13 protein-coding genes are annotated in these 15761 nt (G+C 71.7%); 2 read left to right on the top strand and 11 right to left on the bottom strand.

Going from position 1 to position 15761, the window contains the following annotated elements; all coding sequences use genetic code 11:
- Nucleotides 1-19: 19 nt before the first annotated feature.
- The 10 genes from ACSMXR_RS23630 to ACSMXR_RS23585 form a co-directional block, all read right to left on the bottom strand.
- Entirely contained in the window at nt 20-436 is a 417-nt protein-coding gene (locus ACSMXR_RS23630) for a cytidine deaminase (RefSeq protein ID WP_137235664.1), read from the bottom strand.
- On the bottom strand, nt 433-1698 hold the full coding sequence (locus tag ACSMXR_RS23625; protein ID WP_381790169.1) for an ABC transporter permease: 1266 nt from the start codon (nt 1696-1698) through the stop codon (nt 433-435). Before ACSMXR_RS23625 ends, ACSMXR_RS23630 begins: the two co-directional genes overlap by 4 nt.
- A complete protein-coding gene (locus ACSMXR_RS23620; protein WP_137235662.1) occupies nt 1695-2813 on the bottom strand; it encodes an ABC transporter permease in 1119 nt (372 codons plus the stop codon). Before ACSMXR_RS23620 ends, ACSMXR_RS23625 begins: the two co-directional genes overlap by 4 nt.
- On the bottom strand, nt 2810-4393 hold the full coding sequence (locus ACSMXR_RS23615; RefSeq protein ID WP_218526454.1) for an ABC transporter ATP-binding protein: 1584 nt from the start codon (nt 4391-4393) through the stop codon (nt 2810-2812). The genes ACSMXR_RS23620 and ACSMXR_RS23615 overlap by 4 nt, the downstream gene beginning before the upstream one ends.
- Before the next feature lie 311 nt (nt 4394-4704).
- Nucleotides 4705-5751, bottom strand: a complete 1047-nt coding sequence (locus ACSMXR_RS23610; protein ID WP_137232343.1) for a BMP family lipoprotein — start codon at nt 5749-5751, stop codon at nt 4705-4707.
- 174 nt (nt 5752-5925) lie between these two features.
- On the bottom strand, nt 5926-7161 hold the full coding sequence (locus ACSMXR_RS23605) for an amidohydrolase (protein WP_137232576.1): 1236 nt from the start codon (nt 7159-7161) through the stop codon (nt 5926-5928).
- A 171-nt stretch (nt 7162-7332) separates the two neighbouring features.
- Entirely contained in the window at nt 7333-8364 is a 1032-nt protein-coding gene (locus ACSMXR_RS23600; protein WP_137232344.1) for a hypothetical protein, read from the bottom strand.
- 10 nt (nt 8365-8374) lie between these two features.
- Nucleotides 8375-9307, bottom strand: coding sequence for an N-acetylneuraminate synthase family protein (locus tag ACSMXR_RS23595; protein WP_381790179.1), 933 nt, complete (start codon nt 9305-9307; stop codon nt 8375-8377).
- Between the two features lie 12 nt (nt 9308-9319).
- Entirely contained in the window at nt 9320-10564 is a 1245-nt protein-coding gene (locus ACSMXR_RS23590; protein WP_473169858.1) for a cytidylyltransferase domain-containing protein, read from the bottom strand.
- Nucleotides 10565-10617: 53 nt separating this feature from the next.
- Complete coding sequence (locus tag ACSMXR_RS23585; RefSeq protein WP_137232347.1) at nt 10618-12000, bottom strand: DUF6716 putative glycosyltransferase; 1383 nt, start codon at nt 11998-12000, stop codon at nt 10618-10620.
- Nucleotides 12001-12208: 208 nt separating this feature from the next.
- Here ACSMXR_RS23585 and ACSMXR_RS23580 point away from each other — a divergent pair, with 208 nt between their 5' ends.
- The gene (locus tag ACSMXR_RS23580) at nt 12209-13189 is read left to right on the top strand and encodes a glycosyltransferase family 2 protein (protein WP_137232348.1); all 981 of its coding nucleotides are present in this window, start codon (nt 12209-12211) and stop codon (nt 13187-13189) included.
- On the top strand, nt 13186-14655 hold the full coding sequence (locus tag ACSMXR_RS23575; RefSeq protein ID WP_473169857.1) for a polysialyltransferase family glycosyltransferase: 1470 nt from the start codon (nt 13186-13188) through the stop codon (nt 14653-14655). Before ACSMXR_RS23580 ends, ACSMXR_RS23575 begins: the two co-directional genes overlap by 4 nt.
- Nucleotides 14656-14679: 24 nt before the next feature.
- Here the strand turns inward: ACSMXR_RS23575 and ACSMXR_RS23570 are convergent, their stop codons facing one another.
- Nucleotides 14680-15759, bottom strand: coding sequence for an acyltransferase (locus tag ACSMXR_RS23570; RefSeq protein ID WP_473169856.1), 1080 nt, complete (start codon nt 15757-15759; stop codon nt 14680-14682).
- Nucleotides 15760-15761: the final 2 nt, after the last annotated feature.

Raw genomic sequence — 15761 nt, 5'->3', positions numbered from 1 at the left:
CCGCCGGGAGATACGGGGTTCAGCCGAGGTGCTGGGGGCCGAACGACTGCGGCAGCATCTCGTCCAGTGTGCGCCGCCCGTCGGGCGTCTCCAGGAGGAGTTCCGGGCCGCCGAACTCGTACAGCAGCTGCCGGCACCTGCCGCACGGCACCAGGATCGCCCCGGTGCCGTCCACACAGGTGAAGTGGGTCAGCCGACCGCCGCCGGTGGCCTGGAGCGTGGAGACCAGACCGCACTCGGCGCAGAGCGAGAGGCCGTAGCTGGCGTTCTCCACATTGCAGCCGGTGATCGTGCGGCCGTCGTCCACCCGGGCGGCGACCCCGACCGGAAAGCCCGAGTAGGGGGCGTACGCACGGGACATGGCGTCCCGTGCGGCCTCCCGCAGGGCCTCCCAGTCGGCCTCGCCGAAAGGCACGGCGGCGGGCGGCGGCGTCACTTGCCCTCGCCCTTCCGGTACGGCACACCGTTGGCCTTGGGCATCCGCAGCCGTTGCGCGGAGAGCGAGAGGACCAGCAGCGTGGTGACGTACGGAGCGGCGTCGACGAACTGGCTCGGCACCTGGTCGGTCAGGAAGTACCAGGTGAACAGCAGCGCCGAGACGGCCGCCGCGATCACCGCGGAGACGTACTTCTTCTTGTACAGCTGCCAGAACACCGCGATGACCAGCAGGATCGCCAGCAGGAGCAGCATCGCGTGGACGTTCTCGGCGCCGCCGCGCAGCTTGAGGCTGTCGGTGAAGCCGAAGAGGCCCGCGCCCAGCGCCATGCCGCCCGGCATCCAGTTGCCGAAGATCATCGCGGCGAGGCCGATGTAGCCGCGGCCGCCGGTCTGGCCCTCCTGGTAGATGCCGGTGGCGACGATCGCGAGGAACGCGCCGCCGAGGCCCGCCAGACCGCCGGAGATGGTGACGGCGATGTACTTGTACTTGTACACGTTGACGCCGAGCGTCTCGGCGGCCACCGGGCTCTCGCCGCAGGAGCGCAGCCGCAGCCCGAACGGGGTGCGCCACAGGATCCACCAGGTGGCGGGGATCAGCAGCAGGGCGACGACGGTGAGCAGGGACAGGCCGGTGACCAGGCCGCCGACGATGCCCGCGATGTCGGAGATCAGGAACCAGTGCTGTTGTTGAAGGTCCTGGAGCCAGTCCGAGAGCCCCGGAATGGTGATCTTGTCGATGGGATCGATGCGCGGGGACTGCTTGGAGGAGCCGCCCTGGATGCCGTCGAAGGCGAAGTTGGAGAGGTAGCGGGTGACGCCGACGGCGAGGATGTTGATGGCCACACCGGAGACGATGTGGTTCACGCCGAAGGTGACGGTGATGACCGCGTGCAGCAGACCGCCGACGCAGCCGCCGAGGACGCCGAAGAGGACGCCCATCCACGGGCCCCACTGGAATCCGGCCCAGGCGCCGAACCAGGTGCCGAGGATCATCATGCCTTCGAGGCCGATGTTGATGACGCCCGCGCGCTCGGCCCACAGACCGCCGAGGCCGGCGAGGCCGATCGGCACGGCGAGTTCCAGGGCGCCGGCGACCTGGCCGACCGAGGTGATGTCCTCGGCGCCGCTGATCAGGCGCACCAGCGAGACCAGGGCGAGCGCGCCCGCGATGATCAGCAGGACGACGGGCAGGGTGAGCTTACGGCGGCCGTTGCCCTTCTTGGGGGCGGGGCGTGCGGCGATGGTTTTGCTGGTGCTCACAGGGCCGCCTCCTTCTCGGTCGTGAGGGCGTGTCCGGCGGCGAGTTCCTCGCCGACCTTCTGCTGCTGGCGGCGGATGCCGTAACGGCGGACCAGCTCGTAGGAGACGACGACCGAGATCACGATCAGGCCCTGCATGATCGTGGCGATCTCCTTCTCGTACCCGTACTGGTCGAGCGAGGCCGAGGACTTGTCCAGGAACGCGATCAGCAGGGCGCTGAGGGCGATGCCGAGCGGGTTGTTCCGACCCAGCAGCGCGATGGTGATGCCGGTGAAGCCGATGCCCGTGGGGAAGTCGAGGCTGTAGGTGTGGGTGTCGCCGAGCAGCGTCGGCATGCCCGCCAGGCCCGCGACCGCGCCGGAGATCAGCATCGAGGTGAGGATCATCTTCTTGGCGTCCACACCGGACGCCTGGGCGGCGCTCTCGCTGGCGCCGGTGGCGCGCAGGTCGAAGCCGAACCGGGTGCGGTTCAGCACGAACCAGTACAGGAGGCCGCAGCCCGCGGCGACGAAGGTGAAGCCGTAGATCTCACCGGCCTGGTCGCCCATCGGCAGCCCCGGGAACCAGCCGGACTCCGGGATCTCACCGGTGGTCAGGTTGTTGGAGCCGGCCGGCTGCTCGCCGAAGTTCTTCGGCAGGATCATCCAGGCGACCAGCGCGGTGGCGATCGAGTTGAGCATGATCGTCGAGACGACCTCGCTCACCCCGCGGGTGGTCTTGAGGAAGCCCGCGATACCGGACCAGAACGCGCCTACGAGCATCGCGACGATCACGATCAGCGCGATGTGCAGCGGCCCCGGCAGGTCGACGCTCGCGCCGACCAGTGCGGCCATCATGGCGGCGAGGCGGTACTGCCCGTCGACGCCGATGTTGAAGAGGTTCATCCGGAAGCCGACGGCCACCGCGAGTGCGGCGAGGTAGTACGTACCGGCCTGGTTGATGATCAGGACCTGTACGTCGGCGTAGCCGGCCGACTCGAACATGATCCGGTACGGCTCGAAGGGGTTCTGCCCGGATGCCAGCAGCACCACGGTCGTCAGCGCGACGGCGACGACCAGGGCGAGCACCGGACCGGCGAAGCCCAGGATCAGCCGGTCCTTGTCGAATTTCTTCATCGGGCCTCGTCCTCCGGGCTTTCGAGGTGACCGGTGGCGGCGCCGGTCATGGCCGAGCCCAGTTCCTCCGGGGTGATGGTGGCCGGGTCGGCGTCGGCGACCAGTCGGCCGCGGTACATGACGCGCAGGGTGTCGGAGAGCCCGATCAGCTCGTCCAGGTCGGCCGAGATCAGCAGGACGGCCAGTCCTTCGCGGCGGGCCTCGCGGATCTGGTCCCAGATCTGGGCCTGGGCGCCGACGTCCACGCCACGGGTGGGGTGGGCGGCGATCAGGAACTTGGGCGCGTGGCTCATCTCGCGGCCGACGATCAGCTTCTGCTGGTTGCCGCCGGAGAGCGAGGCCGCGGTGACCTCGATGCCGGGGGTGCGCACGTCGTACTCGCGCACGATGCGCTCGGTGTCGGCGCGGGCCGCCTTGTTGTCCAGCAGCCAGCCGCGGCTGTTGGGCTTCTCGGTGACATGGCCGAGGATGCGGTTCTCCCAGAGGGGCGCCTCCAGCAGGACACCGTGGCGGTGGCGGTCCTCGGGGATGTAGCCGATGCCGGACTCGCGCCGCTTACGGGTCGGCGCGTGCGAGATGTCGTCCGTGCCGAGTGTGATCACTCCGGCGTCCGGGTCCCGCATGCCCATCAGGGCCTCGATGAGCTCGGTCTGGCCGTTGCCCTCGACTCCGGCGATCCCCAGGACCTCGCCCTGGTGGATGGTGAAGTCGATGCCCGCGAGCACGTCGCGGACGGTGCCGTCGGGGTCGGTGACGGTGAGCCGCAGGTCCTGGATCCGCAGCACCGGCACGTCGGTGACGGTGGACTCGCGGGTCTCCGGCGAGGGCAGCTCGCTGCCGACCATCAGCTCGGCGAGCTGCTTGGTCGTGGTGTTCGCGGGGTCCGCGGTACCCACGGTCGTGCCGCGGCGGATCACCGTGATCTCGTCGGCAACGGAGAGCACCTCGCCCAGCTTGTGCGAGATGAAGATGACGGTCAGCCCCTCGGCCTTGAGCTCGCGCAGGTTGGCGAAGAGCGCGTCGACCTCCTGCGGCACGAGGACCGCGGTCGGCTCGTCCAGGATGAGGATGCGGGCGCCCCGGTAGAGGACCTTGAGGATCTCCACGCGCTGCCGGTCCGCGACCCCGAGATCCTCCACGAGCGCGTCGGGCCGGATGCCGAGCCCGTACGCGTCCGAGATCTCCTTGATCTTCTTCCGGGCGCCGGCGCCGATGCCGTACAGCTTCTCGCCGCCGAGGACGACGTTCTCCAGGACGGTGAAGTTGTCGGCGAGCATGAAGTGCTGGTGCACCATGCCGATGCCGCGCTCGATGGCGTCGCCCGGGTTGGAGAACGAGACCTGCTCGCCGTTGATCGCGATGGTGCCCTCGTCCGGCTTCTGCATGCCGTAGAGGATCTTCATCAGGGTGGACTTGCCGGCGCCGTTCTCACCGACGAGCGCGTGGACCGTGCCCTTGCCGATGGTGATGTCGATGTCGTGGTTGGCGACGACGCCGGGGAAGCGCTTGGTGATGCCGTGCAGTTCTACGGCAGGGGGACTGCTGGACGCGTTGATGACGCACTCTCCTTGGCCGGACAGGAGCGGGGGCGGAGGGGCTGGGGGCTCGGGGGCCCTGGGGGGCGGGGTGAAGTTATCGCGCCGGAGGGCTGTCTACACGCGTAGCGCTGCCGAATCGTGAAACACAGATGCACGTCACGGTCCGGACGCGCGGTCCGGACCGGGTGGGAGAGCACTGCGAGAGGCGGATCTTCTTCGAGTGGTGCTGCGGACGACCTGGCCGTCGGGCGGGGATGGGCCCGCGGCCCTGTCCGTCCGCCGGCCGGGGTGCGGCGCGGGGACGGACAGGGCCTGGGGAAACCAGCCGTTCGGCAGGAGAGGTGCCGAGCTGCTTACGGAGCGGTCTTGACGGTGATCTTGCCGTCGATGATCTCCTGCTTGGCCTTGTCCACGGCCTCGATGACATCGGTCATCTTGGTGAAGGCCGGGTTGGACATCGACAGGCCGACGCCGTCCTTGTCCAGGCCGTAGCGGATCTCACCGGTCTCCGGCTTGCCGTCCTGGACCGACTTGATCAGGTTGAACACCGAGTCCTCGACGTCCTTGGTGACCGAGGTCAGGATGGACTCCTTGTAGGCCGCGAGGCCCTTCTGCTTGTACTGGTCGGAGTCGACGCCGATGTTCCACTTGCCGGCCTTCGAGACGGCCTCGATGGCACCGGAACCGGCCAGACCGGCGGCCGAGTAGATCACGTCGGCCTTCTTGTCGAGCTGGCCCTGGGCGGCGGCCTTGCCGAGGTCGGGCTTGGAGAAGCCACCGAAGTCCGGCGGCTGCGTCAGGTACTGCGGAAGGACGTTGACCGAGGCGTCGGTGTCCTTGACGCCCTGGATGAAGCCGGCCTCGAACTTCTTGATCAGCGGGGTCTCGACACCGCCGATGAAGCCGACCGTCTTCGACTTGGTGACCTTGGCGGCGGCGACGCCGGCGAGGTAGGAGCCCTGCTCCTCGTTGAAGACGATGTTGGCGATGTTGTCGCCGGTCACCGAGGCGTCGTCGATGATGCCGAAGGTGGTCTTCGGGAACTTCGGCGCGACCTTCTTGATGGCGGGCGCGTAGGCGAAGCCGACGCCGATCACCGGGTTGTTGCCGGAGCGGGCCAGCTCGGTGAGGCGCTGGACCTTGTCCGCGTCGCCCTCACCGTCGGAGGGCTCGGCCTCGCTGCCGGAGATGTCGAGTTCCTTCTCCGCCTTGGCGAGACCGGCGTAGGCGGCGTCGTTGAACGACTGGTCGCCACGGCCGCCGATGTCATAGGCGATGGCGGCCTTGTCGCCGCCCGAGCCGGACCCGGAGTCCGACGAGTTCTCGCCACACGCGGTGACGCTGAGGGCAAGCGCCGCGGACGCAATGCCCACGGTGGTGATCCTGGTGATCCGGCGCAAGGGAAGGCTCCTTCAAACCTGACCGAAGCGCCTCTTCCGGCGCTGGTTTCGCGGCGATCGTAACGCGCGTAGATGTCAGATAAGAGCACGTACGGAAGCCGTTATCGGATCGTCGTGAACAGAAGGCCGCCCGCAGGTCCACGAACGGCCTACGAAGAGTGTGTCAACGCTTCACTAACGCTTCCCGTCGAGCAGCGCCGAGGCGGTGAACAGCTCGACTCCTACGGTGATGGCCTCTTCGTCCACGTCGAAGTTGCCGCGGTGCAGGTCGAGCCCGCGCGTGTCGCCCGGGGTGCGGACGCCTAGGCGGGCCATCGCGCCGGGGACCTGCTCCAGGTACCAGGAGAAGTCCTCGCCGCCCAGGCTCTGCTCGGTGTCCTCGATCGCATACGATCCGCGGCGCTCGGTCATCGCGGCGTCCAGCAGGCCGATGGACTCGGCGTCGTTCACCACGGGCGGCACACCGCGGACGTAGTTGATGACGGTCTTGGCCCGATGCATTCCGGCCACCTCGTCCACGGCGGCGTGCACCAGGTCGGGGGCCTCGCGCCAGGCGTCCAGGTTGAGGCAGCGGACGGTGCCGGACAGCTCGGCGTGTTGCGGGATGACGTTGGGGGCGTGCCCGGTCTCCAGGCGGCCCCAGGTCAGCGCGAGCCCGGAGCGGGCGTCGACCCGGCGGGCGAGCAGGGCGGGCACGTCGACGGCGATCCGGGCGGCGGCGGTGACCAGGTCGGTGGTCAGATGCGGGCGGGCGGTGTGTCCGCCGGGGCCGTCGAGGGTGATCTCCAGCCGGTCGCAGGCCGAGGTGATGGCCCCGATCCGCAGCCCGATCCGCCCGACGTCCACCTTCGGGTCGCAGTGCACGCCGATGATCCGCCCGACGCCCTCCAGCACCCCGGACTCGATCGCGTCGACCGCGCCGCCGGGCAGGACCTCCTCGGCGGGCTGGAAGATCAGCCGCACGGCGTTGGGCAGCAGCCCCTGCCGGTCGAGATCGGCGAGCACGAGGCCCGCCCCGAGCACGGTGGTGGTGTGCACGTCGTGCCCGCAGGCGTGTGCCCGGTCGGGCACGGTGGACCGGTAGGGCACGCCCGCCTTGGTGTCCGGGATCGGCAGCGCGTCGATGTCCGCCCGCAACGCCAGCATGGGCGTCACCCCGTCCCACTCCCCCACGTCACACATGAGCCCGGTCCCCACGGCGAGAACCTTCGGCTTCAGCCCGGCCTTCTCCAGCCGGTCCTTGATGGCCGCGGTGGTGCGGAACTCCTGGTTGCCGAGCTCGGGGTGCATGTGGAGGTCGCGGCGGAAGGCGATCAGCTCGGCACGGAGTTCGTCGGAGAGCCTGCCGGGCAGCGCACCTCCCCCGGGCTGGCCGGCCGGGTGGTGGGGGCGGGAGGCGCGGGACTTCAACTGGTTCACCTTAGGAAGCGTAGGCCCCCTGCCCCCTCAACTGGCCACAGATCAACAAAACTTCAGCCGCTCAGGCGAACAAATTTCCTGTGAGCACGTGTGACGCTGGGTGGTTGCGGGTATACCCGTTCGTCTTCCGCACCGGGGTCCACGCCTCTGCGGGCGTAGCCCTCAGGTCGCCACCGACGACAGTCGCTGCACCCCCCGCGCCGTCTCCGTGACGCCGCTCAGGAAGCCCTGGGCGCGCGGCGAGGCCGTGGCGCGGAGCCATTCCGGGGCGATGTCGCAGACCGCGACGTTCACGCCCGTGCCGGCCAGGGCCAGCGGGAGGGTGTGGACGACCGTGGAGGGGAAGCTGACGATCGTGCGGCCGATGGGGCCGCGGCGGGCGATCAGTTCCAGCGGGAGGTCCGGGCGGACGATCTCCAGGCCGGTGGCGGCTTCCAGGGCGTGGAGCTTCTCGGCGGACTCGCGGCGGTGGGCGAAGTAGCGGGTGGCGCCGTGGGCGCGGGCCAGGGAGGCGACCGCCTCCTGGTACGGGACGGGGTCGACGACGCCGGTCTCGACCAGGGAGGTGCCGACCAGGTCCGCGCCCTTGCCGATGCTGGGCGGGCCGAAGCGGGCCCGGGTCCAGGCGAAGGTGTTCGGGGTGACCGCGATGCCGGGCGGAGCCTCGACCGGCATCGCGGTGAACACCTCGACCGTGTGGCGCGCCGTCGGGGTGAAGCGGCGGCGGGCCGTGGCGGTGACCGGGGCCAGGACCAGTTCGCGCGGTCCCGTACGGCCCCGGCGGTGCCAGCGGGTCAGCCGCTCGCCCCGGGCCAGCTGGGCGACGAACTCCATGGTGGCCGTGCCGTCGTCGACCACGGTGAGGCGGTCGGCGCGGACCAGGGTCAGCAGCAGCTGGACGTAACGGGAGAACGGGTCCCCGATCACGATGTGGTCCGCGCGCCGGACCAGTCCGGCCAGGGCGCGCAGGGCCTTCAGGGGGGCGCCGGACTCGCCGCGCGCCTCCTGCCAGCGGACGGCGATGCCCTCGTCGCGGGCCAGCTCCGCCATCCGGCGCAGCTGACCGCGCGACATCGGGTCGACCGGGGGGAGGACGACGACCGTGGTGGCGGCCGGATCGTCTCCCCCCTGGGTGTGAACCCACTCCAGGACGTTCAGGAGCTGGACCGGGCTCTCGACGAAGGCGAGGTTCACCGGTCGGCGCTCAGACCGCGACCGGCTCGGGGGCCGGCGCGTTCTCGGTCTCGGCGACGACGCCCGCGACGCGGCGGAGCTTCTTCATCGGGCCGAGCTCGGACTCGTACACCTTCTTGACGCCGTCGCCGAGCGACTGCTCGATGGTGCGGATGTCGCGGACCAGGCGGGTCAGGCCCTGCGGCTCGACGGAGGCGGCCTGGTCGGAGCCCCACATGGCGCGGTCCAGGGTGATGTGGCGCTCGACGAAGGTGGCGCCGAGCGCGACGGCGGCCAGCGTGGTCTGCAGGCCGGTCTCGTGGCCGGAGTAGCCGATCGGGACGTTCGGGAACTCCTGCTGGAGGGTGTTGATGACCCGCAGGTTCAGCTCCTCGGCCTTCGCCGGGTACGTCGACGTGGCGTGGCAGAGCAGGATGTTGTCGCTGCCCAGGACCTCGACCGCGTGGCGGATCTGCTTCGGGGTGGACATGCCGGTGGAGAGGATGATCGTCCGGCCGGTGGCGCGCAGGGCGCGCAGCAGCTCGTCGTCGGTGAGCGAGGCGGAGGCCACCTTGTGGGCGGGGACGTCGAACTTCTCCAGGAAGGCGACGGCCTCGGTGTCCCACGGGGAGGCGAACCAGTCGATGCCGCGCTCGGCGCAGTGCTCGGCGATGGCGGTGTACTCGGCCTCGCCGAACTCGACGCGGTGGCGGTAGTCGATGTACGTCATCCGGCCCCAGGGGGTGTCGCGCTCGATGTCCCACTGGTCGCGCGGGGTGCAGATCTCCGGGGTGCGCTTCTGGAACTTGACGGCGTCGCAGCCGGCTTCGGCGGCCGCGTCGATCAGCGCGATGGCGTTGTCGAGGTCGCCGTTGTGGTTGATGCCGATCTCGCCCGTGATGTAGACGGGCCGGCCGGGGCCGGCGGTGCGGGTGCCGAAGGTGCGCAGGCGGGAGGTGCTCATGGTGGTGCTTCCTTACTTGGTGGGGACAGAAGGGGAGGGAGTGGAGGTGAGGGTGGGGCCCAGCAGCCAGGCCGCGATCTCGCGGATGGCGCCGTAGCCCCCGGGGGTGGTCGTGACGGCGCGCGCGGCGGCGCGTACCGAGTCGTGGGCGCTCGCGACGGCGACGGGCCAGCCGGCGAGCGAGAAGCAGGGGAGGTCGTTGACGTCGTTGCCGACGTAGAGGACCCGGTCGGGGGCGATGGAGTGCTCGTCGCACCAGCGCTTCAGCGCCTCGTCCTTGCGGTCGATGCCGTGCAGGACGGGGATCCGGAGCTTGCGGGCGCGGGCGGCGACGACCGGGTTCTGTTCGGTGGAGAGGATCAGGAGGGGGACGCCGGCCTTGCGCAGGGCGGCGATCCCGAGTCCGTCGCCCCGGTGCACGGCGACCGTCTCGCGGCCCTCGGAGTCGATCATGACCCGGTCGTCGGTCTGGGTGCCGTCGAAGTCCAGGACGACCGCGTCCACGTCCGCGAGGGAGGGCAGCGGGGCGGGGTCCAGGAGCGGGGCGAGCGCACGGGCGCGGGCCAGGTCGTGCGGGTCGTCGATCTCCAGCACCCGCGCCGGGTCGGTGGGCACGAGGGCGGTGTGGCCGAAGAAGCGGTGGCGGTGGGTACGGAAGCCCGCCGCGTCCATCGCGTAGGCCGCGCCGGTCTCCAAGTAGTCCTGGGGGCGATCCTGGCGGCGGGGGCGTACGGACTTGTCGTGGTTGACGCCGTACGTTCCTTCCTCGACCGCGTGCCCGTCGCGCCAGACGAAGCCGTGGAACGGGGCGACCGTGACGGCCGTGTCCGCGCCCTCGTGGGCCACCGCCCGGGCCACGCCGTCGATGTCCTCGCGGGAGACGAACGGGCTGGTGCACTGGACGAGGAGGACCACGTCGACGGTGCGGGCGCGCTCGGCCTCGTAGACGTCCAGGGCGTGCAGCACGGCCGCTTCGCTGGTCGCCGTGTCGCCCGCGATGGCGGCGGGGCGCTCGACGCAGTGCAGCCGGTGGGCGGCCCGGAGGTCGGCGGCGGCGCTCCGGGCGGCCTCGGCGATCGCCCCGTCGTCGGTGGTGACGACGACGTCGGTGACCTCGGGGGCGCCGAGCGCGGCGCGGACGGCGCGGGCGACCAGGGGGATGCCGCCGACCTCGGCGAGGTTCTTGGCGGGGACGCCCTTGGATCCGCCGCGGGCGGGGATCACGGCGAGAACGGTCGGGGTCGGGGGCGGCTGCATCGCTGCTCCTGGTGTGGTGGCGGTTCCTGAGGTGGTCGAGGCCGCTGGCGTGGTCACAGCTCCCCCATCCGGCGGATCACCGGGGCGACGCGCTGGACGCCCTGGCGGTAGGCGCCGCGCGCCGCGTTGCGGACGGTTTCGCGCACCGCGCCCCGGACCCGGCCCGTCTCCTGCGGTGCGGCCGCGCCGGGCAGGGGCGTGCCGTCGGGGGCCAGGTGGTGGCGGGCGAGGATGCCGGGGAGGTAACCGGGGGCGCTGGCGGGGGTGTAGTAGGGGGCGAGCGGCGGGAGTTGACCGCCGTCGAGGAGGGCGGTGACCTTGGCGCGGGCGGTGTCGTAGGCGGTGCCGTACGAGCCGTCGGCGGCGACGCCCTGCCCGGCCACCCACTCCGCGTCCGGCCGGGGCCGGATCCCGCCGTCGAGCTTGTCCCAGGAGGTGAGGAGCCCGGAGCCGACGAAGTGGTGGTTGCCGAGGGTCTCCCGTACGCCGAGGTCGGTGAGGATCGCGGTCGGGATGCGGCGGTGCAGGGACTCCAGCGCGGCGGTCGAGGAGACGGTCACCAGGAGGTCGGTGCGGTCCAGGACCTCGCCCATGTGCCCGTACACCAGGCGGAAGTTGGGCGGCAGCCCGCCGGGCAGCTTCTGGGCGAGCCGCTGGTAGGGCAGTTCCTCGATGTGGGTGGTGTGCTCGCCGGGCTTGGAGCGCAGCTTCAGCAGCACCTCGCGGCGCGGGTGCAGCCGGGCGTGCTCGACGAGCCGGCGGAGCAGATACGTACGGTCGGCGCGGGAGGCCGGTACGGAGGGCTGGGCGGCGAACACCACGGTGTCGCGGCCCTCTTCGGGGCGGTACGGGGCTCCGCCGAGGAAGGGCAGCGCGGCCTCCGTGACGGCCGAGGCGTCGGCGCCCACCCCCTCGTACACCGCGCGGAAACGCCCCGCGTCGTGGGCCGAGTTGGCGAGGACGACGTCCGCCCCGTGGCGGAGCAGCAGCCCGTCGGCGAGCTTCTCGTAGACGACCCCGACGTACCCGGTGACGATGACGGGCCGGCGCGGCAGGTCCAGGGCGGCCAGTCCGTGCAGCATGGCCTGGACGCCGCCGCCGACGAGGGCGAGGACGAGAAGGTCGTACCCCTCCTCGCGCACGGTGTGCAGGAACTCGACGGCGGTGACCTCGCGGACCCGCTCGGCGTCGATCCCGACCTCGCCGACCTCCGCGAGCTGGCGGGGCGTCGGGGTGGCCCGGCCGCGCAGCAGCAGCCCGCTGACCTCGACGGGCCGCGCGTCCGGTCCGTCCGCTCCGGCGGTCAGGCGGCGCGCGGTGAGCGCGCCCCATTTCCACCGGGTGTCGGAGTCGGCGAGGACGGCGACCCGCAGCGCCGGTCGGGGTGCGGCGGGAGTTTCGGCCGGTTCGGCCTCATTGCTGGTACGTGGGGGCACGTCCTAGAAGCTAGGAAGGCATTTCGATGCGCGGCCCAACGCGATGGCAACAGATGGTTAACAGCGAGCCGACGATTGGGGAGCGGCCCCGAATACGCCCTCAATTCCCGGTTCGGAAAAGGTGATTCACCTGGGCGTCGGACGTTGTTCACCTGCTGGGCGCATTGCGGAAAAGGAAGGGTCCGAGGCCGCACCTAAGGTGATGTGCGTGGTTAAGCTCTCCGTCATCGTGCCGTTCTTCAACGTGCAGACCTACGCGCCCGACACCCTCAGAAGTCTGCGGGCCAACGCCCGCGAGGACGTCGAATTCCTTCTCGTCGACGACTGTTCGACCGACGGGACGCGGGAACTGCTGGACCGGGCCGCCGCCGGGATTCCCGGGGCCGTACTGCTGCGGCACGAGGTGAACGGGGGTCTGGCGACCGCGCGCAACACCGGTCTGGACGCCGCCCGCGGCGAGTACATCGCCTTCCTGGACGGCGACGACTGGCTGGCCCCCGGCCACTACGCCCGACTGCTGGCCCGGACCGAGGCGCTGGGCTGCGACTTCGTGCGCACCGACCACGTCCAGGTGAACGGCAGTTCGCGCACCGTACGCCGGGTTCCGCACGGGCCGCACGGTGTGGTGAGCGACCCCCGGTCCGCGATCCTGCCCGCCCACCGCACCACGTCGGTGGACTACGCGTTCGCCTGGGCGGGCCTCTACCACCGGCGGCTGCTGGACCGGGGGCTGCTGCACTTCACCGACGGGCTGCGCACCGCCGAGGACCGGCCGTGGATCTGGCGGCTGCACCGGGAGGCGGAATCCTTCGCCGTCCTCGGTCTGCTCGGCCATTTCTACCGGCGGGGCGTCGCCACGTCCCTGACCCAGATCGGTGACGTCCGCCAGCTCGATTTCCTGCGCGCTTTCGACCAGGTGATCGCCGATACGGCCACGGACCGCGAGGCGGAGCTGTTTCTGCCGAAGGCCGTACGTACGTACTGCGCGGTCATCGCCCACCATCTGGGCGATCTCGATAAATTCGAACCGGCCGTGGCCCGCGAACTGAAGTCGCGCGGCGCGGCGGCCCTGGGACGCCTGCCGCGGAAACTGCTGGACGAGGCTCTCGACTCCATGGACGTGACACGGGCGACCCGGGTGCGCAGGCTGCGCCGCCGCCCGGCCGCGAAAGGGGCCTCGGCCGCATGACCATCCGGATCTTCCACGCCTCCTCACCCGCCGCGACGGTGCTGCTCGCCGCGGCGATCGACGCGTGCTGCTTCACCGAGCCCGACCGCCGGATCCTGCTGCTGTCCCGGACCGGACCGGCTCCGGAGGCCGGCGCCGATGTCTCGGAGAGCCACGGCTTCGAGCGGCTGCGCGCCCGGTTCGACGAGGTGCTCTCGTGGAACGACGCGATCTTCCCCTTCCACCCGGACGGCTGGCTGCCCCGGGCCGACGACGCCCCGCTGTGGGAACGCCACTTCCGGCGGGCCTGGGGGCTCGGCGACGAGCCGCTGGAGCTGGTCGTGGACTCCCCGCACGCCGGGCCCGCCCGGGCCCTCACCCAGGTCTTCGCCGGGGTGCCGGTCGATGTGTACGCCGAGGGGCCCGGCGGCTACGGCCCGACCGGCGAGAAGCTCCCGCCGCCGGCCGGGACCCGGGTGCGGCGGCTGCTCCATCCGGACCTGGTCCCCGGGGTGCGCCCGCTGCTGCTGGGTGAGTACGGGGTGGAGCCGCAGACCGTTCCGGCCGGGGCGATCACCAAGGTGGTGGGCGAACTCGCGGACCTGGACGAGGAGTTGTCCGGCGCGGTCGGCCCGGCCCTGAAGCTGACGGGCGCGGAGCTGCCGGACGCGGGGCTGCCGGACGCGCTGCCGGACACGGGGCTGCCGGACGTCGAGGCGCCCGCGTTGCTGCTCGGGCAGGACCTCGCCGGGTCCGGGCTGATCCCGGCGGCCGAGGAGGCGGGGCTGCGGCTGGAGATGGTGCGCGGGGCCGCGGCCCTCGGCCACACCCGGCTGGTGTTCGCGCCGGACCCGTATGCGCCGTGGGAGAGCCCGGCGGCGCTGCTCGCCGAGGCGGACCGGCTGGGCGTCGAACTGACCGTGCTCGACACCGCGCGGCCCGTTCCGGCCGATGTGCTGCTGCACCGGCTGCGCCCCGCGCTGGTCGTCGGCTGCACCTCGGCCGCGCTGTTCGGGGCGGCCCGGTTCCACGGGCTCCCGGTGGCGACGGTCGGCACCGGGCTGCTCCTGGAGCGCCTGACGCCGTACGAGAACGCCGAGCGGATACCGGCGACGCTCGCCGACGCCGTGCTGCCCGCTCTCGACGACGCGGAGGCGGTCGCCGCGCGGAAGCCGGGCGGTGCGGTGGGGTCGGACGGCGCGGTGAACGGTGAGGTGAAGCCGGGCGGTGCGGAGGAGTTGGACGGTCTGCTGGCGGCCGTCGGCTTCGCGATGCGGCCGAAGGTGCGCCCCGATCTGCGCCCGGCCGCCGAACGCTATCTGTCCGCGCACCTGGACGGCCGCACCTGGCGCTACTTCAAGCGCCGCCGCCTGGCCTCGCTCGCGCTGCCCGGGGTGGTCCCGGCGCGGCTGGCGTTCCTCCGCTCCAACCCTGCCCTGCGCCGGGTGGCCCGGCGGGCCCGGGCGCTGCGGAGGGGCGGGGGCTGAGGAGGGCCGGGGGCTGCGGGGCGTTCAGCCCAGCACCTTGCTCGCCCCCGCGCGGCCCCACAGCATGGCCGCGCCGAACGACAGCGCCGTCGTGGCCGCCGTGATACCGATGACCAGGGCTCCGGCGGCCGCGCCGCTCAGGTCCGCCCGGACGAAGGCGTCGTCGAGGACGCCGAGGACGAGTACGTGCACGAGGTAGGCCCCGAACGACGCTTCGGCCAGCCGGGTCAGCGTGGGCCGCATCCGCTCCGGGACGCGCAGGCCGTGCAGCGAGACCAGGACCCCGCAGCTGAACAGGCCCACCAGGATGTGGGCGTACGGGATCGCGTAGTGCACCTCGTGCTGGTACGCGATCACTCCCGCCAGCCCGCCCGCCGCGAGCAGCAGCCACGGCCACCGCCGTCGGCCGAACGTACCGGCCGGGGCGGCGAGCAGCAGCGCCCCGAGCACCGCGTAGATCAGCTGGTACGGGGCGAACGCCCAGCCGAAGCGCGGCAGTTCGCGGCCGGTGGCCTCGGCCAGGTCGCCGAGGAACGACGGAGCGGCGGCCAGGACCAGCAGGACCGCCCCGAGCCCCCACGGCCGCTTGCCCGCCCGGACCAGCACGACCAGGCCCAGGACCATGATCACGGGGAGGTAGGCGTACAGGTACCAGAGGTGGTAGGCCGGGCGGACCGAGGCGAAGGCGGAGTCCAGGGCGAGTCGGCGGAGCGGGTCGTCGTTGGTGTCGCGCAGCTTGCCCCAGGCCAGGTAGAGCGCGGTCCAGACGGCGAGCGGCACCACGATCCGCACGATCCGCCGCCGCAGCCGCGCGCCGTCCTTCGGCGGGGCCCCGGCCAGGACCACCCAGCCGGCGATGGCGAAGAAGAGCGGCACGGCGAAGCGGCCCGCGGAGTCGGCGACCAGCCCGGCCCAGTAGGTGCCGGACCCCTGCGACGCCGTCCGGCCCACCGTGTTCACGAACGCCGAACCGGTGTGGAGGCCGATCACGGCGACCGAGCAGAGCAGCCGGATCAGGTCGATGTCGTAGCGGTGCTCGCGGGCGGGACGCGTCGCCTCCGGGGCCGTCGGAGCCGGGGCGGGGAGGGAGGGTGTGGTGGACATGG

The sequence above is a fragment of the Streptomyces sp. DSM 106670 genome (genome assembly GCF_055792845.1).
Note: the sequence above shows the minus strand (reverse complement) of the source record. Positions and strands in the feature narration are given on the sequence as shown.